Source organism: Mucilaginibacter pallidiroseus, from assembly GCF_007846085.1.
GTDB classification, from domain to species: domain Bacteria; phylum Bacteroidota; class Bacteroidia; order Sphingobacteriales; family Sphingobacteriaceae; genus Mucilaginibacter; species Mucilaginibacter pallidiroseus.
The window spans coordinates 71978-91305 of the sequence record NZ_VOEJ01000007.1 but is presented as its reverse complement, the minus strand read 5'-3'; the positions used below and the strand labels follow the sequence as shown (position 1 = coordinate 91305).

The window sequence follows — 19328 nt, the reverse complement described above, 5'->3', positions numbered from 1 at the left end:
TATGGAAATTCTTAAAAAACCACTACTTACTGAAAAGGTAACTCAATTAACTGAGAAGCTTAACCGTTATGCTTTCAAAGTTGATCACAGAGCCAACAAAATTCAGATCAAAAGCGCTATTGAGGCTATGTACGGTGTTAACATTACAGCTGTTAATACAATGAAGTATGTAGGTAAACTTAAAACCCGCAACACAAAAGCAGGTGCAGTATCAGGCCGCGCTGCTACATACAAAAAGGCCATCATCACACTGAAGGATGGTGAAACTATAGATTTTTACAGCAATATATAATATAAGACATGGCAGTAAAGAGATTTAAACCGGTTACACCGGGTACCCGCTTCAGGATTGATGTATCTAACTCAGATATTACAACAAACGTTCCTGAAAAGTCGTTGGTAGTATCGGCTAATACCAGGTCTGGTGGTCGTAACCACAGCGGTAAAATGACTATGCGCTACCTTGGTGGTGGCCACAAACAAGCATACAGGTTAATTGACTTTAAACGTAATAAATTTGACATCCCTGCAAAAGTTGCAACTATCGAGTACGATCCAAACAGATCTGCACGTATAGCCCTGTTACACTTTGCTGATGGCGAAAAAAGATACATGATCGCTCCGGAAGGCTTAACTGTTGGAATGGTTGTAGTATCTGGCGAGAACGTTGCTCCTGAAGTTGGTAACACCTTACCATTAAAGAGCATCCCTCTTGGTTCAATTATTCACAATATCGAGCTTAACCCTGGTCAGGGTGGTACAATTGCACGTAGTGCAGGTACTTATGCCCAGTTATCTGCTCGTGATGGTAAATACGCTATTATCAAATTGCCTTCTGGCGAAACCCGCATGATCCTGTCAACTTGCTTGGCAACTATCGGTACCGTTTCTAACGGCGAGAAATCAAACGCGGTATTAGGTAAAGCTGGTCGTAACCGTTGGTTAGGTCGTCGTCCTCGCGTTCGTGGTGTTGCCATGAACCCGGTAGATCACCCTATGGGTGGTGGTGAGGGCCGTTCATCAGGTGGACACCCACGCTCACGCAAAGGTTTGTTAGCTAAAGGCTACAAAACCCGCGACAAGAAAAAAGGATCTGATCGTTATATCATTGAAAGAAGGAAAAAATAATGGCACGTTCAATTAAAAAAGGACCATATATTGATCATAACTTGGAAAGAAAAGTTCTTACCTTGAATGATTCAAATAAAAAATCGGTTGTAAAAACATGGTCACGTCGTTCCATGATTTCTCCGGATTTCGTTGGTCATACATTCGCAGTACACAACGGTAACAAATTTATACCTGTGTATGTAACAGAAAACATGGTTGGTCACAAGTTGGGAGAATTTGCACCAACCCGTACATTCCGCGGTCACGCAGAGAAGAAAAAATAACAGGCAATGGAAGCAACAACAAAAATCAAAAAGTCTGTACTGATCAGGCAACAAAAAGAAGCTGCTAAAGCTCAGACAGGTGGCGCTTCTGTTGCTAAGTTACAGGACTGCCCAACATCACCACGCAAAATGCGTTTGGTGGTTGACTTGATCCGTGGTGAAAACGTATTTAAAGCGTTAAGCATCTTAAAGTTCACAAATAAAGAAGCAGCTATACGCGTTGAAAAATTGCTTTTATCAGCAATCAACAACTGGCAAGCTAAAAACGAAGGTAAAAACGCCGATGATCTTTTTGTAAAAGAGATTTCAGTAGGCGGTGGCCGTCAGCTAAAAAGGTTACGCCCTGCGCCGCAAGGCCGTGGTTTCCGTATCCGCAAACGCTCTAACCATGTTACCCTTATTGTGGATAGTAAAAACGATAACAACTAATTTGAAATGGGACAAAAAGCACATCCAATAGGCAACAGGTTAGGAATAATCCGTGGTTGGGATTCTAATTGGTTCGGTGGAAATAACTACTCCGACAAATTAGTTGAAGACGAAAAAATCCGCAAATACTTATCAGCCCGTATTAACAAAGGCGGCGTATCTAAAGTAGTTATTGAACGTACTTTAAAACGCATCACTGTGACCATCCACACTGCCCGTCCGGGTATTGTGATTGGTAAAGGCGGCCAGGAAGTTGATAAGATCAAAGAAGAGTTAAAAAAATTAACAAAGAAAGATGTTCAGATCAACATCTTCGAGATTAAACGCCCTGAGCTTGATGCTCAGTTAGTTGCCGAAGGTATTGCTAAACAACTTGAAGCACGTATATCGTTCCGTCGTGCCATGAAAACTACCATTGCTGCAACCATGAGAATGGGTGCCGAAGGTATCAAAGTAATGACAAGCGGACGTTTAGGTGGTGCCGAGATGGCACGTACCGAACAATATAAAGAGGGAAGGATTCCGTTACATACCTTCCGCGCTGATATTGATTATGCATTAGGCGAAGCTTTGACAACTTATGGTAAAATAGGTATTAAAGTATGGATCTGCAAAGGCGAAGTTTATGGCAAACGTGACTTGTCTCCAAACATTGGCAGCACAAGCAACGCAAGCACTAAAGGTGGCCGCCCAGAAGGTGGTGCCGGCTTTGGCGGACGTGATAATGCAAGAGGTGGCGAACGTGGCGGTGAACGTCGTGGCGATCGTAAACCAGGTGGCGACCGCAGAGGCGGCCCGGGTGCTAACAACAACCGTGGTGGTCAAGGTGGTGGAAACCGTGGTGGTGCACCAAGGAGATAATTAGTAAAAGACAACAGATCCTGTTTCCGAGCGATATCGATGTCAAATATCTCCGGCCGCAATGTCTGAAGTTAAATTAAGTAACAAAAAATTAAGATATACAGATTTGAGTAAAGGGGCCGGTTATGCCGGCCCTGCAAATCAAACTTGATATCTCAAAGCTTTAACAAAATGCTACAGCCAAAAAGAACGAAGTTCAGAAAGATGCAAAAAGGCAGAATGAAAGGTTTAGCCAGCCGTGGCGCTGAGCTTTCATTCGGATCTTTCGGTATAAAATCACTCGAAGCGGCATGGATCACCAGCCGTCAGATCGAGGCTGCACGTATCGCTGTAACACGTTTTATGAAACGTGAAGGCCAGGTGTGGATCAGGATTTTCCCTGACAAGCCTGTAACTAAAAAACCAGCAGAGGTACGTATGGGTAAAGGTAAGGGTGCCCCAGAATATTGGGTTGCCGTTGTACGCCCGGGCCGTATGATTTTTGAAGCCGAAGGTGTGCCTTTGGAGGTTGCTAAAGAGGCATTACGCCTTGCAGCTCAAAAATTACCTGTACAAACCAGGTTTGTAACACGTAGGGATTACGTAGAAGCATAAATAAGTAAGTTGGAAGGTTGTAAAGTTGAAGACTAAAAAGTTGGTCTTTTAGATACAACACTACAAGAGCATAACAACTTTAAGACTTTCAAACATTACAACAATTAATTAAAGAAAATGAAAAACTCAGAGATTTTAGAGCTTTCAACCGAAGAATTGGCAGCAAGACTGGGCGAAGAGAAAAGTACTCTTACTAAATTGAAATTTGCTCACGCGGTTTCAGCAATTGAAAACCCTTCACGTATCACTAAAGTGCGTAAGGATATCGCCCGTTTAACTACTGAATTAACCAAACGCAAAGCGGCGGCAGCTTCTGAACAGAATTAAATTTTAAGCGTCGGAAATAATGGAAAGAAATTTAAGAAAAACACGTACCGGCCTGGTAGTTAGCAATAAGATGGAAAAATCTATTGTTGTTGCCGTAGAGCGTAAGGTGAAACACCCTATCTATGGTAAATTCGTAAAGAAAACTACCAAATTTATGGCTCATGACGAAGCAAACACCTGTGGTGTTGGCGATACCGTATTGATTATGGAAACTCGTCCGTTGAGCAAAAACAAAAACTGGAGATTAGTTCAAATTTTAGAGAGGGCTAAATAACATGGTACAACAGGAATCAAGATTAAATGTAGCCGACAACAGCGGAGCTAAAGAAGTTTTAGTTATTCGCGTATTGGGCGGTACCGGTAAGCGTTATGCATCTATCGGTGATAAGATTGTAGTTACCGTTAAAAGCGCTATACCGTCAGGTAACGTTAAAAAAGGTACCGTATCTAAAGCCGTAGTGGTTAGAACTAAAAAAGAGATTCGCCGCAAGGATGGTTCATATATCCGTTTTGACGATAACGCTGCTGTTTTGTTAAACAACCAGGATGAGCCAAGGGGCACACGTATTTTTGGCCCAGTTGCCAGAGAGTTACGTGAAAAACAATTTATGAAAATTGTATCATTAGCACCGGAGGTATTATAATATGGAAAAGAAAGTAACAAAACCAGCCAAATTAAAAATCCGCAAAGGTGATTTGGTACAGGTTATCGCCGGCGACTCAAAAGGTTCGCAAGGTAAGATAGTTGAAATAATTACTGATAAAAACAGGGCTGTTGTTGAAGGTGTCAATATGGTATCTAAACACACTAAGCCTAATGCAGCCAACCCTAACGGTGGTATTGTAAAGCAGGAAGCTGCTATACACATTTCAAACCTGGCGCTGGTTGAGCCTAAAACAGGTAAAACTACCCGCGTTGGACGTAAATTGAACGATGCCGGCAAATTGGTTAGAGTTTCAAAAAAATCAGGGGAGGAAATTAAGTAATGACTTACACACCGAGATTAAAATCAAAATACAAAGAGGAGATCCGCACCGCACTGAAAGATAAATTTCAGTACAAAAGCGTAATGCAAGTTCCTAAGTTGCAAAAAATTGCCATTAACCAGGGTGTTGGCGGTGCTACTACCGATAAAAAACTTATCGAGAACACCATCACTGAGCTAACTACCATTACTGGCCAGCAGGCAGTTTCTTCAAAATCAAAAAAGGATATCTCTAACTTCAAATTGCGTAAAAACATGCCTGTAGGCGTACGTGTTACTTTACGTGATAACACAATGTATGAGTTTCTTGACCGTTTAATAGCTGTAGCTTTGCCACGTATTCGTGACTTTAAAGGTATTAACGATAAAGGTTTTGACGGACGCGGAAATTACACTTTAGGTATTACAGAGCAAATCATTTTCCCGGAGATCAATATTGACAAGATCAACAAGATCCAGGGTATGGATATCACTTTTGTAACCTCGGCAACTAACGATGTTGAAGCATTGGAGTTACTGAAACAGTTTGGATTACCATTTAAAAATCAAAATAACAATGGCTAAAGAAGGCGTAAAAGCACGTGAAGTAAAACGTGCTAAGTTAGTAGCAAAATTTGCTGAAAAAAGAGCCGAGCTTAAAGCAGCAGGCGATTACATCGCATTAGATAAATTGCCTAAAGCGGCATCTCCGGTAAAATTGCACAACCGTTGCAAATTAACAGGACGCCCACGTGGTTACATGCGCCAGTTCGGCATCTCTCGTGTAACTTTCCGTGAAATGGCACTTGCCGGTAAAATCCCGGGAGTGAAAAAGGCAAGCTGGTAATTTACCAAAAGGCAGAAGGCACAAACTAATGCGAGTGCCCGGATGATGTAAGGCGTTAAGCTTTATAATGTTCGAGTGAGGAAATTCAAAACATACTACAATATGTTTTGAATTTTTTTGTACTTTTGCGGCTCAATTTTTTAAGAATTAACCGATGGAAGGTCGCCGGGGATGTTACCCGGAAGGAAACCACCATCATAATCAATAATAATGAATACAGATCCAATCGCAGATTATCTTACAAGAGTAAGGAATGCTATTAAAGCCAACCATAGGGTTGTTGAAATTCCTGCATCAAATCTGAAGAAGGAAATCACTAAGGTGCTTTTCGACAAAGGTTACATTGCTAATTACAAGTTTGAGGAAAACGGTCCTCAAGGCACTATTAAAGTTGCTTTGAAGTACCACCCGATTACTAAAGTTCCTGCTATCCGCAGCATTAACCGTATTAGTAAACCAGGTTTGAGGAAATACGCCGGTATGGACACCATGCCACGTGTATTAAATGGTTTAGGTATCGCTATCCTGTCAACTTCTAAAGGTGTTATGACCGATAAAGAAGCACGTGCACAGAATGTAGGTGGCGAAGTTTTATGCTACGTTTATTAATAGAAGGAGAATTAAGTAATGTCAAGAGTAGGAAAAGCACCTATTGCATTAGCCGCCGGCGTTACCGTTACTGTATCTGCAGATAACGTTGTAACTGTAAAAGGCCCAAAAGGCGAATTGCAACAAGCTGTTGATAGAGATATCACAGTAGAGACTGAAGGCGACCAATTGTTGGTTAAACGCCCTTCTGATCAAAAACGTCACAAAGCGTTACACGGTTTATACCGCGCGCTTTTAAATAACATGGTAGTTGGTGTAACCACTGGTTACAAAATTGAGCAGGAATTAGTAGGTGTGGGTTACCGCGCAACTAACACCGGCAATACATTAGATTTAGTGTTGGGTTATTCTCACCACTATGTATTTGAACTACCACAAGAAATTAAAGTTTCAACCACTGCTGAAAAGGGTAAAAACCCGACCATCATCCTGGAGTCAAACGATAAACAACTTATTGGTCAGGTAGCTGCGAAAATACGCTCGTTACGTAAACCAGAGCCTTACAAAGGTAAAGGTATCAAGTTTGTTGGCGAGATATTGAGAAGAAAAGCAGGTAAATCAGCATCTAAAAAATAATCGTCATGAAATTATCAAGAAGAGACAGGATTAAAAAAGGCATTCGTAAACGCCTTTCAGGATCAGCAGCACGCCCACGTTTATCTGTATTCAGAAGCAACAAAGGCATTTATGCACAAATCATTGACGACGTAACTGGTAAAACTATCGTTTCAGCATCATCTTTATCAAAAGAGTTTACTGCTGAAGGTAGCAAATCAGATCAATCAATAGCTGTAGGTAAATTGGTAGCTGAAAAAGCTATTGCTGCAGGTATCAAAGACGTTGTTTTTGATAGAAATGGTTACTTGTACCACGGCCGTGTTAAATCATTGGCAGAAGGTGCACGTGAAGGCGGTTTAAACTTTTAATCGAAAACAGAAATGTCAACAATCAACATAAAAAGAGTAAAAACCAGCGAGATCGAATTAAAAGATCGCCTGGTTAGCATACAGCGTGTAGCCAAAGTTACCAAAGGTGGCCGTACATTCAGCTTCTCTGCTATCGTAGTGGTAGGTGATGAGAATGGTGTAGTAGGCTTCGGCTTAGGTAAAGCAAAAGAGGTTACTGAAGCTATTGCTAAAGGTATTGATGATGCTAAAAAGAACTTGGTAAAGGTTCCTATCATCAACAACACTATTCCTCATGAGCAGATAGGTAAATTTAGCGGTGGTTTTGTTTTCATCAAGCCAGCAGCTAACGGTACCGGTGTAATTGCAGGTGGTGCAATGCGTGCAGTATTAGAGAGTGCCGGTGTACATAACGTATTGGCAAAATCAAAAGGTTCGTCAAACCCGCACAACGTGGTTAAAGCAACCGTATCTGCATTAGCTCAATTACGTGATGCGTACACAGTAGCGCAGCAACGTGGTATTAATTTAGGCAAAGTATTTAACGGATAATCAGTCATGTCGAAAATCAAAATAACACAAATTAAAAGCGTTATCGACAGAAGCGAGCGCCAGAAAAAAACTGTTGAGGCTTTAGGCCTTAAGAAAATTAACCACAGTGTGGAAGTTGAAGCCACTGCGGCTATTATAGGTATGGTTAGGAAAGTGAACCACCTGGTAGCAGTAGAAAATATTTAATATCATGAATTTAAGTAATCTTAAACCTGCAGAAGGTTCTACTAAAAATAGAAAAAGAATAGGCCGTGGTACAGGTTCTGGCCGTGGCGGTACATCAACCCGTGGCCATAAAGGTGCCGGTTCACGTTCAGGTACATCTACTAAAGTAGGTTTTGAAGGTGGCCAGATGCCTTTACAGCGCCGTGTGCCTAAGGTTGGTTTTAAAAACCCTAACCGTGTTGAGTATGTAGGTGTAAATCTTGATGTGCTGCAAGCATTAACCGAGAAATTTACATTAACTTCGGTTGATTTCGATATACTGAAAGAGCACGGTTTGGTATCTCGTAACGACGTAGTGAAAATCTTGGGTCGTGGCGAGTTGAAAGCCAAATTGGAAGTTAAGGCACATGCATTTACTGCTACTGCGCAAAAAGCTATTGAAGCAGCCGGCGGAACTATTGTTAAGTTGTAAATTTCGATGAAGAAATTATTCACCACATTATCCAATATCTGGAAAATTGAAGATTTGAGAGTGCGTATCACAAACACACTCTTATTTCTTTTGATATATCGTGTAGGCTCATACATCGTATTGCCTGGCGTTAACGCAGCATCGCTGCATGCCGGTCAAAACAAAGAAGGGCTTGTAGGATTGTTAAACATGTTTGCAGGAGGTTCGTTTTCACGTTCCTCTATTTTTGCATTGGGTGTAATGCCGTATATATCAGCATCAATTGTTTTACAGTTGTTGGGTATTGCGGTGCCTCACTTCATCAAATTACAAAAAGAAGGTGAAAGCGGCCGTAACAAGTTAAACCAGTATACACGCTATTTAACAATTGTTATCACAGCTGCGCAGGCTATAGGTTACCTTAAATCACAAGTTAGCGCTGATGCTATGCTTATAAGCAATCCTGCATTTACAGTACTTAACGTATTTGTATTAACCGCAGGTACTTTATTTGTAATGTGGCTTGGCGAGAAAATCACTGATAAAGGTATTGGTAACGGTATATCGCTCATCATCATGACGGGTATCATCGCCGAGTTGCCAAGCGCATTTGTAGTGGAGTTTCAATCACGTACAAACGGTGCAGGTGGTTTAATTACCTTTATAGTTGAAATTGTAGCTTTATTAGGTGTGGTAATGTTTACCATCCTTATTGTACAGGGTACCCGTAAAATTGCTGTACAATACGCAAAACGTATTGTAGGTAACAAACAGTACGGTGGCGTTCGTCAGTACATTCCTTTAAAGGTTAATGCTGCCGGTGTAATGCCTATCATCTTTGCCCAGGCTTTGATGTTTATCCCTGCTACTATTGCTCAGTTTTTCCCTAACGCAGCTGCAAACGGTATTTTGATTTCGTTATCAAACTATAACTCTTGGGAGCATAACGTAGTGTTCGCGATATTGATTATCCTGTTCACTTACTTCTATACTGCCATTACGGTTAACCCAACGCAAATGTCTGACGATATGAAAAAGAACGGTGGTTTTATACCGGGTGTTAAACCAGGTAAAACCACGGCAGATTACATTGATGCAGTTATATCAAAAATAACTCTGCCAGGTTCTGTTTTCTTAGCTATCGTTGCCATTATACCGGCCCTGGCCAGTTTAGTTGGTGTTAGCAGCTTATTTGCAAGGTTCTTTGGTGGTACATCATTGATCATCCTTGTAGGTGTGGTGTTAGATACTTTACAGCAGGTAGAAAGCCATTTATTAATGCGTCACTACGACGGATTAATGAAAACCGGTCGTGTAAAAGGCCGTTCGGCAATACCTACTGCTGCAGGCGAAACACCGCCGGTAATCTAATTTAATACATGTCAAAGATCATTTATAAGTCTGTCGAGGAGATAGAACTGATAAGAGAAAGTTCTTTACTTGTTGCAAAAACACACGGGGAGATAGCTAAGGTTATTGGCCCGGGTGTTACTACGATGGAATTAAATAAACTTGCCGAGACCTTTATCCGTGACAACGGAGGGGTCCCGGCATTTTTAAATTACGGAGGTTTCCCATACTCCTTGTGTATATCACTTAACGACCAGGTGGTACATGGTTTTCCCGGCAAACATATTTTAGTTGAAGGGGATGTTGTATCGGTTGATTGCGGTGTTATCCTTAATAAATACTACGGCGACTCGGCTTATACATTTGCCATTGGCGAGGTTGACGAGCTTACCCAAAAACTTTTACGTGTTACCAAAGAATGTCTTGATCTGGGTATCGAGAAGGCTGTTGTTGGCATGCGCGTTGGTGATATCGGCTATGCCGTACAAGAGCATGCCGAGAAGAACGGTTTTGGTGTGGTTAAGGAACTTGTAGGCCATGGTGTAGGCGTACGCCTACATGAAAAACCTGAAGTGCCTAACTATGGGAAGCGCGGATCTGGCGTTAAGCTGGAGGAGGGGATGGTGATTGCTATTGAACCCATGATCAATGCAGGGCGTGCAGGTGTTAAGTTTTGGGATGACGGATGGACAGTATCTACAGTAGATAAAAAGCCATCAGCGCATTTCGAGCATACCGTGGCAGTAAAAAGGGGGAAAGCAGATGTATTATCATCGTTTTCCTACATTGATAAAGTTTTGGAAGAAAAAAATAAAAGTTAATATTTTTTTATTAACTTTGCATCCCGGTTTTGGGGCAGCATAAACAAGTAATAATCAATAAAATATGGCTAAACAATCTTCGATCGAGCAAGACGGTACAATTCGGGAGGCATTGTCAAATGCAATGTTCAGGGTTGAGCTTGAAAACGGTCATGAGATTATTGCCCACATATCGGGGAAAATGCGTATGCACTATATCAAGATCTTACCTGGCGACAGGGTTAAACTTGAAATGAGTCCGTACGATTTAACAAAGGGAAGAATAACCTATAGATATAAATAACCAAGATGAAAGTTAGAGCATCCATTAAAAAACGCAGCGCTGATTGCAAAATCATCCGCCGTAACGGGAAACTTTATGTGATCAACAAAAAGAATCCTAAGTTTAAACAGCGTCAGGGATAATTAAGAATTTGTAATGTGCCGTACAACGGTGGCCCGCCGTTCGGTATTACGTTAAAAGAAAACAACAAAAATGGCAAGGATTTCAGGTATTGATTTACCAAAAAACAAGAGAGGCGTAATAGGCTTAACCTATATTTACGGTATTGGCCGTACTACCGCCGAGAATATATTAGCTGAGGCTGGTATTGATGAAAACATCAAAGTTCAGGATTGGAACGATGAGCAGTTAACTGCTATCCGTACCATCATCAACGATCAAATTAAAGTAGAAGGTGCATTGCGTTCAGAGGTTCAGTTGAACATCAAACGTTTAATGGATATAGGTTGCTACCGTGGTACACGTCACCGTAAAGGTTTGCCTTTGCGTGGCCAACGTACTAAAAACAACTCACGTACCCGTAAAGGAAAACGTAAAACAGTTGCTAACAAAAAGAAAGCTACTAAATAGTAAGATTAATAACAAATGAGTGCTGGTTTTTGCCAATGCTCATTTGTTGTTAGGAATATAATTAAAATAAACAGTTACAGGTCCGGGGTTATGTATAATCCGAGTAATCTGTAAAAAATTATCAAAGAAAATGGCTAAAGCTAAAAAAGTTACCAAAAAGCGTATTGTTGTTGTAGAGCCTGTTGGCGAAGCACACATCAACGCTACTTTTAACAACATCATCATCACCCTTACCAACAAAAACGGCCAGGCTGTGTCATGGTCTTCTGCAGGTAAAATGGGTTTCAAAGGTTCAAAAAAGAACACCCCATATGCTGCATCACAAGCAGCCGCAGATTGCGGTAAAGTTGCTTACGACTTAGGTTTACGTAAAGTTGAAGTGTTTGTTAAAGGCCCTGGTTCAGGTCGTGAGTCGGCTATCCGTACTTTGCAGACTACCGGTATCGAGGTAACTACTATAAAAGACATTACACCGCTTCCACACAATGGTTGCCGTCCGTCTAAACGCAGAAGAGTTTAATTCACTAATTTTTAAAGCTAAGATTCGGCAGCTGCGGGCTGCTTGATACTTTAAAACACACAAAAATGGCAAGATATACAGGCCCAAAATCAAAAATTGCACGCAGGTTCCGCGAACCAATCTTCGGTCCGGATAAAGCGTTAGAAAGAAAAAACTACGGCCCGGGTATGCACGGCGCTTCTAAAAGAAGAGGCAAGCAATCTGAGTACGCTGTACAGTTAATGGAGAAACAAAAAGTTAAATACACTTATGGTGTATTAGAGCGCCAGTTCGAAAACTTGTTCCACACTGCATCAGCTAAAGAAGGCATTACCGGCGAAAACTTATTAAAGTTTTTAGAAGCTCGTTTAGATAACGCTGTATACCGTTTAGGTATAGCTCCTACACGTTCTGGTGCACGCCAGTTGGTAGGCCACAAACACATCACTGTTAACGGTAACGTTGTAAACATTGCATCATACCAGTTAAAAGCAGGCGACGTGATTGCAGTACGCGAAAAATCAAAGTCACTTGAAGCCATCACAAACTCTGTTGCCGGCCGCAAAGTGAATAAATACAGCTGGTTGGAATGGGATGCTGCCGAGTTAACAGGTAAGTTCCTTAACTATCCAAACCGCGATGAGATCCCTGAGAACATCAAGGAAAACCTTATCGTCGAGTTGTACTCTAAATAAGATATAGGCAATGAGATGTGAAATCTGAGACAAAATAACTGTCGCAGATTTCGCATTTTATGCGTGTTAGAATTGATTAGTTAACAAAAAGTAAGATATTGCTTTGATTAATCAAGTCTCAAATAAATTAACAAACAATAAACCAAAGATATAAATGGCAATTTTAGCATTTCAAAAACCAGATAAGGTTATCATGCAGAAATCGAACGATTTTGACGGCACGTTTGAATTTCGTCCGTTAGAACCAGGCTTCGGTGTAACCATTGGTAATGCTCTGCGTCGTATCTTATTATCTTCGTTAGAAGGTTTTGCGATCACTTCTGTACGTATCTCAGGTGTAACTCATGAGTTTTCAACTATCAAAGGTGTTGTTGAAGACGTAACCGAGATCATCCTTAACTTAAAGCAAGTTCGTTTTAAGAAAGTAGGCGACTCTGGTGATAATGAGAAGATATTTGTGATCATTAACGGCCAGGATGCTTTTAAAGCAGGTGATATCACTAAGTTTTCAAACAACTTTTCAGTATTAAACCCTGATTTGGTTATTTGTAATATGGACACAGCGGTAACTTTAGAAGTAGAGCTTACTGTTGCTAAAGGCCGTGGTTACATCTCAAACGAAGAGAACAAAAATCCTGACGCTGCTGTAGGTGTTATCGCTATTGATTCGATATTTACGCCTATCAAAAACGTAAAATACACTTTAGAAAACTATCGTGTTGAACAAAAAACGGATTACGAAAAATTGATCCTTGATATCTCTACAGATGGTTCTATCCACCCTGAAGATGCTTTGAAGCAAGCTGCTAAGATCCTTATCCAGCACTTCATGCTATTCTCTGATGAGAACATGATGCTTGAGGCTCAGGCTAAAGAAGAAACTAAAGAAGTTGATGAAGAAATCCTGCACATGCGCAAGATCCTGAAAACTGAATTGGTTGATCTTGATCTATCTGTACGTGCGTTAAACTGCCTTAAAGCTGCCGATATCCGCAGCCTTGCAGACCTGGTATCTTACGACGTTGCTGATATGTTAAAATTCAGGAACTTCGGTAAGAAATCATTAACCGAGATTCAGGACCTGGTTAAATCAAAAGGTTTATCTTTTGGTATGAACCTGTCTAAATTTAAATTAGACGAAGAATAATATTAATGATTAGAGGTTAAAGATTGGTGATCAGTCTTTAACCTCTTTTTATTTTATACACACGGGGCGGGGGTTATAGTGACTAATCTCTGATCTCTAATCAACAGATCACTAACATCGGCATAATTCCGAGGGCTTGACAGAAATGCCGCCCAACGGTATGCACGTGCCACAACACAAAAACAAATGAGACACGGAAAAAAAGTTAATCACTTAGGCCGCACAGACAGCCACCGCAAAGCAATGTTGGCCAACATGGCCTCTTCATTGATCCAACACAAACGTATTACTACAACTTTAGCAAAAGCAAAAGCTTTGCGCGTTTATGTTGAACCCCTTTTGACTGAATCAAAAAACGACACTACGCACTCTCGCCGTACCGTGTTTAGCTATTTACAAGACAAAGACACTGTGAGCATTTTGTTCCGTGAAATTGCTGAAAAAATTGCTAACCGCCCGGGTGGTTATACTCGTATCGTGAAGTTAGAAAACCGTTTAGGCGATAACGCTGAAATGGCTATCATCGAGTTAGTAGATTACAACACTGTTTACACCAAAGATGGTGCTGCTGCAACCGAGAAAAAATCAACTCGTCGTCGTGGTGGTAAATCTAAAGCTGCTGCTAAAACTGAAACTGTTGAGGTTGCTCCGGTTGCCGAAGCTACTCCTGCGGTTGAAGAAGCTCCTGCTACTGAAACTCCTGCTGCTTCTGACAAAGAAGAAAACGCAGAAAAAGGCGAATAATTTATCGCTTTTAAAATATAGAACGGCCCGTGGTATGCACCATGGGCCGTTTTGTTTTGCATGAGGTTTAAAAGTAAAATTAAACCTGCCAATCGTATTAACGCTAAACAATCACCGCGTAGCAGAAGTTACTATATACTTATGAATAAACGCAGACACAATATCATATTACTAGTATTGATTATATTAGGCATTGGCTTTATTGCGCTTACAGCTCTTGTGGCGTTGCTGCCTACTTCCGGCCTCGATATTGAGTTTTCGCATTACATACAGTCGCGCCAAAATCCGGTTTTGGACAAGATCATGTACCTGATAAGCACACCAGGTTATACTCCCGAGGCGCCAATTATGATTGTAGCAACAAGCTTGTTGTTCCTACTGTTTAAATATAAAAAGGCCGCCGGGTATACTTTGCTTACTGCACTATCAGGCTTGTTAAGCACAATTGTTAAAGCCCTGGTAAACCGGCCAAGGCCCTCAAAAGATATTGTGAGGATTGTGTTTGAAACCAGCCAGAAAAGCTTTCCCAGTGGGCACATGATGTTTTATGTTATATTTTTTGGTTTCATGATCGTGCTGATGTTTCAGTTGGAAGGTGTGGCCAAATGGGTGCGTACGGTGGTAATAGTTATTTCACTCTTTTTTATTTTTACCATTCCTGTATCCCGTATTTATTTAGGCGCACATTGGTTCACAGATGTTCTTGGCGGCTTTTTATTAGGCTTGCCATCGTTATATGTGCTAGCCTGGCTGTACCTCCGTAAAAAGGCAGACGATACCGAAGCGCCTAAGCCTGAAGTTGTTTAATTGAACAACGTCGAACGTCAACCTGTAAGTACTGTTGTATGATTTGTCTAATCAATATAATTGCGGTATGAACCCATACCCGTGTTATAGAAAATGTTGCTAACTTCATGTTGTAAACCTTTGACAGTTAGCGACAATGGACAACTTTGTAGCCCGAAAAACACGCATTCAATCAATCGATATTTTACGCGGCGCGATCATGCTTATTATGGCGCTCGATCACGTACGCGACTTTTTACATATTGGAGGCCAAATGGTTGATCCAACTGATATGCGCACAACTTATCCTGTGTTGTTCTTTACGCGTTGGATAACCCATTTTTGCGCACCTATCTTTGTATTTTTAAGTGGTATTTCGGCTTATCTGGCCGGTACCCGGCGTACCAAACAACAGCTTTTAGGCTTTTTAGTTAAAAGAGGCGTTTGGTTGGTATTTGTAGAGCTTGTTATAATAACATTAGCTTTTAGTTTAAACCCACTTTATAACGCATTTGCATTGCAGGTGATATGGGCTATAGGTATGAGCATGATCTTATTAGGATTACTGATATGGCTGCCTGCTCGAGTAATTGGCCTAATTGGATTGATACTAATTTTTGGGCATGATATAATAACCAACCTGAAGCCTTTACCAAACACCACCGAAGATGTCTTGATAAAGGTTTTGTTCACGGCAAAGGGAACTATATTTTTCCTGGATAAGAGCCATATAATTTTTGATTTATACGCTATACTACCTTGGACGGGCGTAATGTTACTCGGTTATTTTTTTGGTACGGTATACAAAAACGAATATAGTGCTGCCAATCGTAAGACGATACTATTGTATTCATCACTTACCGCACTTGTATTGTTCATAACCTTACGTTTAATTAATCAATATGGCGACCCAGCACCGTGGGCTACTCAAAAAAATAGCATCTACACGTTTATGAGCTTCCTTAATGTATCAAAATATCCGCCTTCGTTAATGTATTGTTGCCTCACGCTTTCGGCAGGGTTGTTCGTATTGGCTCTTACCGAAAAAGCTGTAAATAAATTGGCGGCATTTTTAAAGGTTTATGGCAGCGTTCCGTTTTTTTACTACGTGCTACACTTTTACTTGATAAGATTTTTGAACGTGATCGTATTTTTTGCCATGGGCTTTAAAACATCGCAGATTATAACGCCTAACACGCCATTCCTATTTCAACCGCCAGGTTTTGGTTTTAACCTGGCGAGCGTTTATGTAGTGTGGTTGATAGTTATACTCTTGCTTTATTTTCCATGCAGATGGTTTTCCAATTACAAGAAAACACACACTCAGTGGTGGCTAAGTTACTTGTAAATGCTTTATATGAACTGTTGTATAACCTGCTGTAGCTGGCCGGCTTGTATTACACCACTTTGGCGCCATTTGCTCTGGCCGTTTTGGAAGATCATTAGCGTAGGCACACTCTGCACATTGTAGGCACTTGCAGCCGACGGATTTTTATCAATATCTATTTTCAGAATGGTAACCTTGTCGCCCAAAGCTTCCTTGACTTGTTTTAATATGGGCGGCATCATTTTACATGGCCCGCACCACTCTGCCGAAAAATCAATAAGTACCGGTTTTTCTGATGCTATGATATCCTTGAAGTTTGCCATAGTTTTAATTTTTTAATAAATAACGGTAAAGGCCAAATAACGTTTGCCATAATTAGGTAAATTGCAAGTAGGAACCGTTGGGTATAATCACATGATCAATTCCATGTATCCTTGAATTTCCAGCTATGGCTGCTTAATATAGCCTGCAAATCAAATAAGAAACTATTTAAATAACATAAACTAAATAATAAATTATGAGAGCAATTAACCCGTGGATAAACTTTAACGGCAATGCCGAAGAGGCTTTTACTTTTTATAAATTGGTGTTCGGCGGTGAGTTTACCAAGGTAGTCCGCTTTAAAGATCTGGCCACCGAGGAGTTCCAGGTATCTGAAAGTGAAGAAAATAAGATCATGTACATTGCCCTGCCCATTGGACAGCGAAACTTACTACTAGGTAATGATGTGCCTGCCTTTATGGGCAAAGTTAGCGAAAGCGAAAACCGGTCGAAAATATTGGTAGCTGCCGAAAGCCGCGAAGAGGCCGATAAAGTATTTACCGGGTTATCTGCCGGCGGAGATGTAGAGGGCGATATTGATGACACACCATGGGGTACTTATGCCGGTATGTTTAGAGACAAGTACGGTATCGAGTGGATTGTAGAGTTTGATTCGAGCCTATAACGTCCTTTAACCGTATTGCGGGATTATGCTCGATGCTATACATTTAAACTGAGACAACGTCATTGTAAACGCAGTGACGTTGTCTTATTGTAAGCCAATCTGTACATCAAATAAAAGTGAACGGCAAAGCTCTAGTTAGTATAATACTTTCTTCGCTTCGGGCTTTAAAATGCGACTGTCGGTAAGCCAATCGGCAAGGCGTTGCGGCCAGTTGTTTATGGATTTTAGCTTTCTATTTTGCCCCATGTTAAAGGCATGGTCGCCCTGGGCATACATGTGCATCTCTACCGGTACTTTGGCTGCACGGTATGCCTGTAACAGCTTTATAATGGATAATGAACAGCAGGCATCATCATTTGCGGCAACCAAAAAAGCGGGCGGCGCATTTGCAGGCACACTTTCGGGGATGTGACCTGGGCCGGGATAAACCTGTACAATAAAATCGGGCTTTGCATTAAGCCTGTCCACCGGGTCTTTAGCCGAGGGGTTTGGGCCGTTATTACTAAATGCCATCATATCCACCACATCGCCGCCTGCCGAAAAGCCCATCATGCCTATACGAGCGGTATCCAGTTGGTATTTGGCAGCCATACTACGCACAAGCCTCATGGCCCGTAATGCATCTTGCCGCGGGTGTATCTCCACGTTATAAGGTGATAGGGTATCCAATGCCAAACGGTATTTTAATACAAATACAGTTAAACCTAAATCGTTAAAGAATTTTGCAGGCGCAACACCTTCCGAATTATATACCAATAGCCTATGCCCACCACCTGGGCATATTACAACGGCAGCACCGTTGGCTTTATCGGCCGGAGGTGCAAATACAGTTAAGGAAGGGTTGTGAATATTGCGCACATAATAATCGCGGGCAACTTCCGGCTCGTTACGGCGGTTCTCAAAACCAGGTGCGCCTTTTTGCCATAGCGGGATAACCGTTTGTGCATTAGCCGTTACACAAAACACGGTCATTAAAAATATCACATTTAAAATTGAGCGCGTTGTTTTCATGAAGGTGTTTAATTGGTTTTTTGCCAGCCTACATAAATGGTTTCCACCACTTGGAATTATAGGTACTTACTTCTGTAGGTTTGCCCGGCTCAGGTAAAAATAACTTTATATTTTTTTCTTTGCTAAATTTTTCCAGCCTTTCGGCAGGCTCAAACCAATCATGTGGTGCAAGGTTAAACGTGCCCCAATGTATTGGCATCATAATGTCGCCTCTAAGGGCTATATGCGCATTGGATGCATTATCCGGCCCCATGTGTATATCAGGCCAGTACTTGCCATATGCGCCTATCTCCAGCATGGTTAAATCAAACGGGCCGAAAGCTTTGCCGATATCTTCAAAGCCGGGGAACCAGCCAGAGTCCGCGCCAAAAAATATATTATGCTGCGGCCCTTTAATAACAAATGACGACCACAACGTTTCATTACGGTTTGTAATGCCCCTGCCCGAAAAGTGCCTGGATGGGGTGGAGGTTATGTTGCAATCTTTTATCATTACGCTATCGCCCCAATCAACCTCATGGATGTAGTTTTTTAAGATACCCCATTGCTCGAGGTATTTAGAAACACCCAACGGCGTGATGAATTGGATATCCGATCCGGCAAAAAACTTGATGGTTGCTTTATCAAGGTGATCATAATGATCATGCGACACGATGATCACATCTGGCTTCGGCACATCAGTAAGTGCAATTGGCGGATTAAAAAATCGCTTCGGGCCCATTGCCTGGCTAAATGATACGCGCTGGCTCCAAACAGGATCAGTAAGTATACGGATGCCATCTACCTCAATAAACAAGCTGGAGTGCCCAACCCAGGTAACGCGCAGGCCGCTGGCAGGCGACGTGTTGTAGATACTAGTATCGGTTTTAAAAGGCCCCAGTTTCTTCTTTGGTACGTTTTGGCCCGAATGGTAAATATATTCGGCAATGATGGGAATCATCTTATCTAAGCCCGCTTCATCAGTAGGGATTGGATTGATAAATTTTTTGCCTTTTTTGATAGAGCCTGTCAAATTCATATCGCAATAATAACTTCAAGTCAGCACAATAT

General features: G+C 41.4%; 33 protein-coding genes. 30 read left to right on the top strand and 3 right to left on the bottom strand.

The genetic code is table 11. The features are described from left to right. Position 1 precedes the first annotated feature (1 nt). The 29 genes from rplW (at position 2) to FPZ43_RS14550 (ending at position 16342) form a co-directional block, all read left to right on the top strand. Positions 2–292 carry a 50S ribosomal protein L23 gene (rplW, locus tag FPZ43_RS14690; RefSeq protein WP_146382689.1) on the top strand — a complete coding sequence of 97 codons (291 nt, stop codon included), beginning with the start codon at positions 2–4 and terminating at the stop codon, positions 290–292. An 8-nt stretch (positions 293–300) separates the two neighbouring features. Then, positions 301–1128 (top strand): 50S ribosomal protein L2, encoded by an 828-nt coding sequence (rplB, locus tag FPZ43_RS14685; RefSeq protein ID WP_146382688.1) that lies wholly within the window; start codon positions 301–303, stop codon positions 1126–1128. Next, a complete protein-coding gene (gene rpsS / locus FPZ43_RS14680; RefSeq protein WP_066006044.1) occupies positions 1128–1394 on the top strand; it encodes a 30S ribosomal protein S19 in 267 nt (88 codons plus the stop codon). The genes rplB and rpsS overlap by 1 nt, the downstream gene beginning before the upstream one ends. A gap of 6 nt (positions 1395–1400) precedes the next feature. Continuing rightward, a complete protein-coding gene (gene rplV / locus FPZ43_RS14675; RefSeq protein WP_146382687.1) occupies positions 1401–1823 on the top strand; it encodes a 50S ribosomal protein L22 in 423 nt (140 codons plus the stop codon). A 6-nt stretch (positions 1824–1829) separates the two neighbouring features. Beyond that, positions 1830–2684 (top strand): 30S ribosomal protein S3, encoded by an 855-nt coding sequence (gene rpsC / locus FPZ43_RS14670; protein ID WP_146382686.1) that lies wholly within the window; start codon positions 1830–1832, stop codon positions 2682–2684. A 171-nt stretch (positions 2685–2855) separates the two neighbouring features. Further along, positions 2856–3278 (top strand): 50S ribosomal protein L16, encoded by a 423-nt coding sequence (gene rplP, locus FPZ43_RS14665; protein ID WP_146382685.1) that lies wholly within the window; start codon positions 2856–2858, stop codon positions 3276–3278. Between the two features lie 117 nt (positions 3279–3395). Then, positions 3396–3605, top strand: a complete 210-nt coding sequence (gene rpmC, locus FPZ43_RS14660) for a 50S ribosomal protein L29 (protein ID WP_146382684.1) — start codon at positions 3396–3398, stop codon at positions 3603–3605. 19 nt (positions 3606–3624) lie between these two features. Then, positions 3625–3879, top strand: a complete 255-nt coding sequence (gene rpsQ, locus FPZ43_RS14655; protein ID WP_129876199.1) for a 30S ribosomal protein S17 — start codon at positions 3625–3627, stop codon at positions 3877–3879. A 1-nt stretch (position 3880) separates the two neighbouring features. Beyond that, a complete protein-coding gene (gene rplN, locus FPZ43_RS14650) occupies positions 3881–4249 on the top strand; it encodes a 50S ribosomal protein L14 (RefSeq protein ID WP_067059744.1) in 369 nt (122 codons plus the stop codon). 1 nt (position 4250) lies between these two features. Then, the gene (rplX, locus tag FPZ43_RS14645) at positions 4251–4592 is read left to right on the top strand and encodes a 50S ribosomal protein L24 (RefSeq protein ID WP_146382683.1); all 342 of its coding nucleotides are present in this window, start codon (positions 4251–4253) and stop codon (positions 4590–4592) included. Then, positions 4592–5155 (top strand): 50S ribosomal protein L5, encoded by a 564-nt coding sequence (rplE, locus tag FPZ43_RS14640; RefSeq protein ID WP_146382682.1) that lies wholly within the window; start codon positions 4592–4594, stop codon positions 5153–5155. The genes rplX and rplE overlap by 1 nt, the downstream gene beginning before the upstream one ends. Then, on the top strand, positions 5148–5417 hold the full coding sequence (gene rpsN / locus FPZ43_RS14635) for a 30S ribosomal protein S14 (RefSeq protein ID WP_146382681.1): 270 nt from the start codon (positions 5148–5150) through the stop codon (positions 5415–5417). Before rplE ends, rpsN begins: the two co-directional genes overlap by 8 nt. A 210-nt stretch (positions 5418–5627) precedes the next feature. Continuing rightward, positions 5628–6026 (top strand): 30S ribosomal protein S8, encoded by a 399-nt coding sequence (gene rpsH, locus FPZ43_RS14630; protein WP_146382680.1) that lies wholly within the window; start codon positions 5628–5630, stop codon positions 6024–6026. Between the two features lie 18 nt (positions 6027–6044). Continuing rightward, positions 6045–6602, top strand: coding sequence for a 50S ribosomal protein L6 (rplF, locus tag FPZ43_RS14625; protein WP_146382679.1), 558 nt, complete (start codon positions 6045–6047; stop codon positions 6600–6602). A gap of 5 nt (positions 6603–6607) precedes the next feature. Then, positions 6608–6952, top strand: a complete 345-nt coding sequence (gene rplR, locus FPZ43_RS14620; RefSeq protein ID WP_146382678.1) for a 50S ribosomal protein L18 — start codon at positions 6608–6610, stop codon at positions 6950–6952. Between the two features lie 12 nt (positions 6953–6964). Then, on the top strand, positions 6965–7483 hold the full coding sequence (gene rpsE, locus FPZ43_RS14615) for a 30S ribosomal protein S5 (protein WP_146382677.1): 519 nt from the start codon (positions 6965–6967) through the stop codon (positions 7481–7483). 6 nt (positions 7484–7489) lie between these two features. Next, positions 7490–7669 carry a 50S ribosomal protein L30 gene (rpmD, locus tag FPZ43_RS14610; protein ID WP_067059736.1) on the top strand — a complete coding sequence of 60 codons (180 nt, stop codon included), beginning with the start codon at positions 7490–7492 and terminating at the stop codon, positions 7667–7669. A gap of 4 nt (positions 7670–7673) precedes the next feature. After that, on the top strand, positions 7674–8120 hold the full coding sequence (gene rplO, locus FPZ43_RS14605; protein ID WP_146382676.1) for a 50S ribosomal protein L15: 447 nt from the start codon (positions 7674–7676) through the stop codon (positions 8118–8120). Positions 8121–8126: 6 nt separating this feature from the next. Next, entirely contained in the window at positions 8127–9470 is a 1344-nt protein-coding gene (gene secY / locus FPZ43_RS14600; RefSeq protein ID WP_146382675.1) for a preprotein translocase subunit SecY, read from the top strand. Positions 9471–9478: 8 nt separating this feature from the next. Continuing rightward, positions 9479–10270, top strand: a complete 792-nt coding sequence (gene map / locus FPZ43_RS14595) for a type I methionyl aminopeptidase (protein ID WP_146382674.1) — start codon at positions 9479–9481, stop codon at positions 10268–10270. Between the two features lie 64 nt (positions 10271–10334). After that, a complete protein-coding gene (infA, locus tag FPZ43_RS14590; protein ID WP_022833270.1) occupies positions 10335–10553 on the top strand; it encodes a translation initiation factor IF-1 in 219 nt (72 codons plus the stop codon). Between the two features lie 5 nt (positions 10554–10558). Continuing rightward, entirely contained in the window at positions 10559–10675 is a 117-nt protein-coding gene (ykgO, locus tag FPZ43_RS14585) for a type B 50S ribosomal protein L36 (protein WP_022833269.1), read from the top strand. A 70-nt stretch (positions 10676–10745) separates the two neighbouring features. After that, entirely contained in the window at positions 10746–11123 is a 378-nt protein-coding gene (gene rpsM / locus FPZ43_RS14580; RefSeq protein WP_146382673.1) for a 30S ribosomal protein S13, read from the top strand. A 130-nt stretch (positions 11124–11253) separates the two neighbouring features. Next, positions 11254–11643, top strand: coding sequence for a 30S ribosomal protein S11 (rpsK, locus tag FPZ43_RS14575; protein ID WP_146382672.1), 390 nt, complete (start codon positions 11254–11256; stop codon positions 11641–11643). A 65-nt stretch (positions 11644–11708) separates the two neighbouring features. Further along, complete coding sequence (gene rpsD, locus FPZ43_RS14570; protein WP_146382671.1) at positions 11709–12317, top strand: 30S ribosomal protein S4; 609 nt, start codon at positions 11709–11711, stop codon at positions 12315–12317. Between the two features lie 154 nt (positions 12318–12471). Then, positions 12472–13464 (top strand): DNA-directed RNA polymerase subunit alpha, encoded by a 993-nt coding sequence (locus FPZ43_RS14565; RefSeq protein WP_146382670.1) that lies wholly within the window; start codon positions 12472–12474, stop codon positions 13462–13464. Positions 13465–13650: 186 nt separating this feature from the next. Continuing rightward, on the top strand, positions 13651–14208 hold the full coding sequence (gene rplQ / locus FPZ43_RS14560; protein ID WP_146382669.1) for a 50S ribosomal protein L17: 558 nt from the start codon (positions 13651–13653) through the stop codon (positions 14206–14208). A gap of 141 nt (positions 14209–14349) precedes the next feature. Continuing rightward, entirely contained in the window at positions 14350–15015 is a 666-nt protein-coding gene (locus FPZ43_RS14555) for a phosphatase PAP2 family protein (RefSeq protein ID WP_186461850.1), read from the top strand. Between the two features lie 136 nt (positions 15016–15151). Beyond that, a complete protein-coding gene (locus FPZ43_RS14550; RefSeq protein ID WP_146382667.1) occupies positions 15152–16342 on the top strand; it encodes a DUF1624 domain-containing protein in 1191 nt (396 codons plus the stop codon). A 5-nt stretch (positions 16343–16347) separates the two neighbouring features. On the opposite strand, the gene trxA is transcribed toward FPZ43_RS14550, so the two are convergent. After that, the gene (gene trxA, locus FPZ43_RS14545; RefSeq protein ID WP_146382666.1) at positions 16348–16644 is read right to left on the bottom strand and encodes a thioredoxin; all 297 of its coding nucleotides are present in this window, start codon (positions 16642–16644) and stop codon (positions 16348–16350) included. 194 nt (positions 16645–16838) lie between these two features. Between trxA and FPZ43_RS14540 the strand changes: the two genes are divergently transcribed. Further along, entirely contained in the window at positions 16839–17267 is a 429-nt protein-coding gene (locus tag FPZ43_RS14540) for a VOC family protein (protein ID WP_146382665.1), read from the top strand. A 135-nt stretch (positions 17268–17402) separates the two neighbouring features. Here FPZ43_RS14540 and FPZ43_RS14535 read toward each other — a convergent pair whose 3' ends face one another. After that, a complete protein-coding gene (locus FPZ43_RS14535; protein ID WP_146382664.1) occupies positions 17403–18278 on the bottom strand; it encodes an alpha/beta hydrolase in 876 nt (291 codons plus the stop codon). A gap of 28 nt (positions 18279–18306) precedes the next feature. Then, positions 18307–19296: an MBL fold metallo-hydrolase gene (locus FPZ43_RS14530; RefSeq protein ID WP_146382663.1), complete on the bottom strand. Its 990-nt coding sequence runs from the start codon at positions 19294–19296 to the stop codon at positions 18307–18309. Positions 19297–19328: the final 32 nt, after the last annotated feature.

Excerpts from the sequence above, each read along its gene's own strand:
- rpsM (WP_146382673.1), top strand. The coding sequence starts at position 10,746 with ATGGCAAGGATTTCAGGTATTGATTTACCAAAAAACAAGAGAGGCGTA.
- map (WP_146382674.1), top strand. The coding sequence starts at position 9,479 with ATGTCAAAGATCATTTATAAGTCTGTCGAGGAGATAGAACTGATAAGA.
- rplR (WP_146382678.1), top strand. The coding sequence starts at position 6,608 with ATGAAATTATCAAGAAGAGACAGGATTAAAAAAGGCATTCGTAAACGC.
- rpsD (WP_146382671.1), top strand. The coding sequence starts at position 11,709 with ATGGCAAGATATACAGGCCCAAAATCAAAAATTGCACGCAGGTTCCGC.
- rpmC (WP_146382684.1), top strand. The coding sequence starts at position 3,396 with ATGAAAAACTCAGAGATTTTAGAGCTTTCAACCGAAGAATTGGCAGCA.
- rplF (WP_146382679.1), top strand. The coding sequence starts at position 6,045 with ATGTCAAGAGTAGGAAAAGCACCTATTGCATTAGCCGCCGGCGTTACC.
- FPZ43_RS14565 (WP_146382670.1), top strand. The coding sequence starts at position 12,472 with ATGGCAATTTTAGCATTTCAAAAACCAGATAAGGTTATCATGCAGAAA.
- rpsH (WP_146382680.1), top strand. The coding sequence starts at position 5,628 with ATGAATACAGATCCAATCGCAGATTATCTTACAAGAGTAAGGAATGCT.
- rpsC (WP_146382686.1), top strand. The coding sequence starts at position 1,830 with ATGGGACAAAAAGCACATCCAATAGGCAACAGGTTAGGAATAATCCGT.
- FPZ43_RS14535 (WP_146382664.1), bottom strand. The coding sequence starts at position 18,278 with ATGAAAACAACGCGCTCAATTTTAAATGTGATATTTTTAATGACCGTG.
- rpmD (WP_067059736.1), top strand. The coding sequence starts at position 7,490 with ATGTCGAAAATCAAAATAACACAAATTAAAAGCGTTATCGACAGAAGC.
- rplW (WP_146382689.1), top strand. The coding sequence starts at position 2 with ATGGAAATTCTTAAAAAACCACTACTTACTGAAAAGGTAACTCAATTA.
- rpsN (WP_146382681.1), top strand. The coding sequence starts at position 5,148 with ATGGCTAAAGAAGGCGTAAAAGCACGTGAAGTAAAACGTGCTAAGTTA.
- rplP (WP_146382685.1), top strand. The coding sequence starts at position 2,856 with ATGCTACAGCCAAAAAGAACGAAGTTCAGAAAGATGCAAAAAGGCAGA.
- rplX (WP_146382683.1), top strand. The coding sequence starts at position 4,251 with ATGGAAAAGAAAGTAACAAAACCAGCCAAATTAAAAATCCGCAAAGGT.
- rpsQ (WP_129876199.1), top strand. The coding sequence starts at position 3,625 with ATGGAAAGAAATTTAAGAAAAACACGTACCGGCCTGGTAGTTAGCAAT.
- FPZ43_RS14555 (WP_186461850.1), top strand. The coding sequence starts at position 14,350 with ATGAATAAACGCAGACACAATATCATATTACTAGTATTGATTATATTA.
- infA (WP_022833270.1), top strand. The coding sequence starts at position 10,335 with ATGGCTAAACAATCTTCGATCGAGCAAGACGGTACAATTCGGGAGGCA.
- rpsK (WP_146382672.1), top strand. The coding sequence starts at position 11,254 with ATGGCTAAAGCTAAAAAAGTTACCAAAAAGCGTATTGTTGTTGTAGAG.
- rplQ (WP_146382669.1), top strand. The coding sequence starts at position 13,651 with ATGAGACACGGAAAAAAAGTTAATCACTTAGGCCGCACAGACAGCCAC.
- FPZ43_RS14550 (WP_146382667.1), top strand. The coding sequence starts at position 15,152 with ATGGACAACTTTGTAGCCCGAAAAACACGCATTCAATCAATCGATATT.
- rplB (WP_146382688.1), top strand. The coding sequence starts at position 301 with ATGGCAGTAAAGAGATTTAAACCGGTTACACCGGGTACCCGCTTCAGG.
- FPZ43_RS14530 (WP_146382663.1), bottom strand. The coding sequence starts at position 19,296 with ATGAATTTGACAGGCTCTATCAAAAAAGGCAAAAAATTTATCAATCCA.
- ykgO (WP_022833269.1), top strand. The coding sequence starts at position 10,559 with ATGAAAGTTAGAGCATCCATTAAAAAACGCAGCGCTGATTGCAAAATC.
- rpsE (WP_146382677.1), top strand. The coding sequence starts at position 6,965 with ATGTCAACAATCAACATAAAAAGAGTAAAAACCAGCGAGATCGAATTA.
- FPZ43_RS14540 (WP_146382665.1), top strand. The coding sequence starts at position 16,839 with ATGAGAGCAATTAACCCGTGGATAAACTTTAACGGCAATGCCGAAGAG.
- rplE (WP_146382682.1), top strand. The coding sequence starts at position 4,592 with ATGACTTACACACCGAGATTAAAATCAAAATACAAAGAGGAGATCCGC.
- rpsS (WP_066006044.1), top strand. The coding sequence starts at position 1,128 with ATGGCACGTTCAATTAAAAAAGGACCATATATTGATCATAACTTGGAA.
- rplN (WP_067059744.1), top strand. The coding sequence starts at position 3,881 with ATGGTACAACAGGAATCAAGATTAAATGTAGCCGACAACAGCGGAGCT.
- secY (WP_146382675.1), top strand. The coding sequence starts at position 8,127 with ATGAAGAAATTATTCACCACATTATCCAATATCTGGAAAATTGAAGAT.
- rplO (WP_146382676.1), top strand. The coding sequence starts at position 7,674 with ATGAATTTAAGTAATCTTAAACCTGCAGAAGGTTCTACTAAAAATAGA.
- trxA (WP_146382666.1), bottom strand. The coding sequence starts at position 16,644 with ATGGCAAACTTCAAGGATATCATAGCATCAGAAAAACCGGTACTTATT.
- rplV (WP_146382687.1), top strand. The coding sequence starts at position 1,401 with ATGGAAGCAACAACAAAAATCAAAAAGTCTGTACTGATCAGGCAACAA.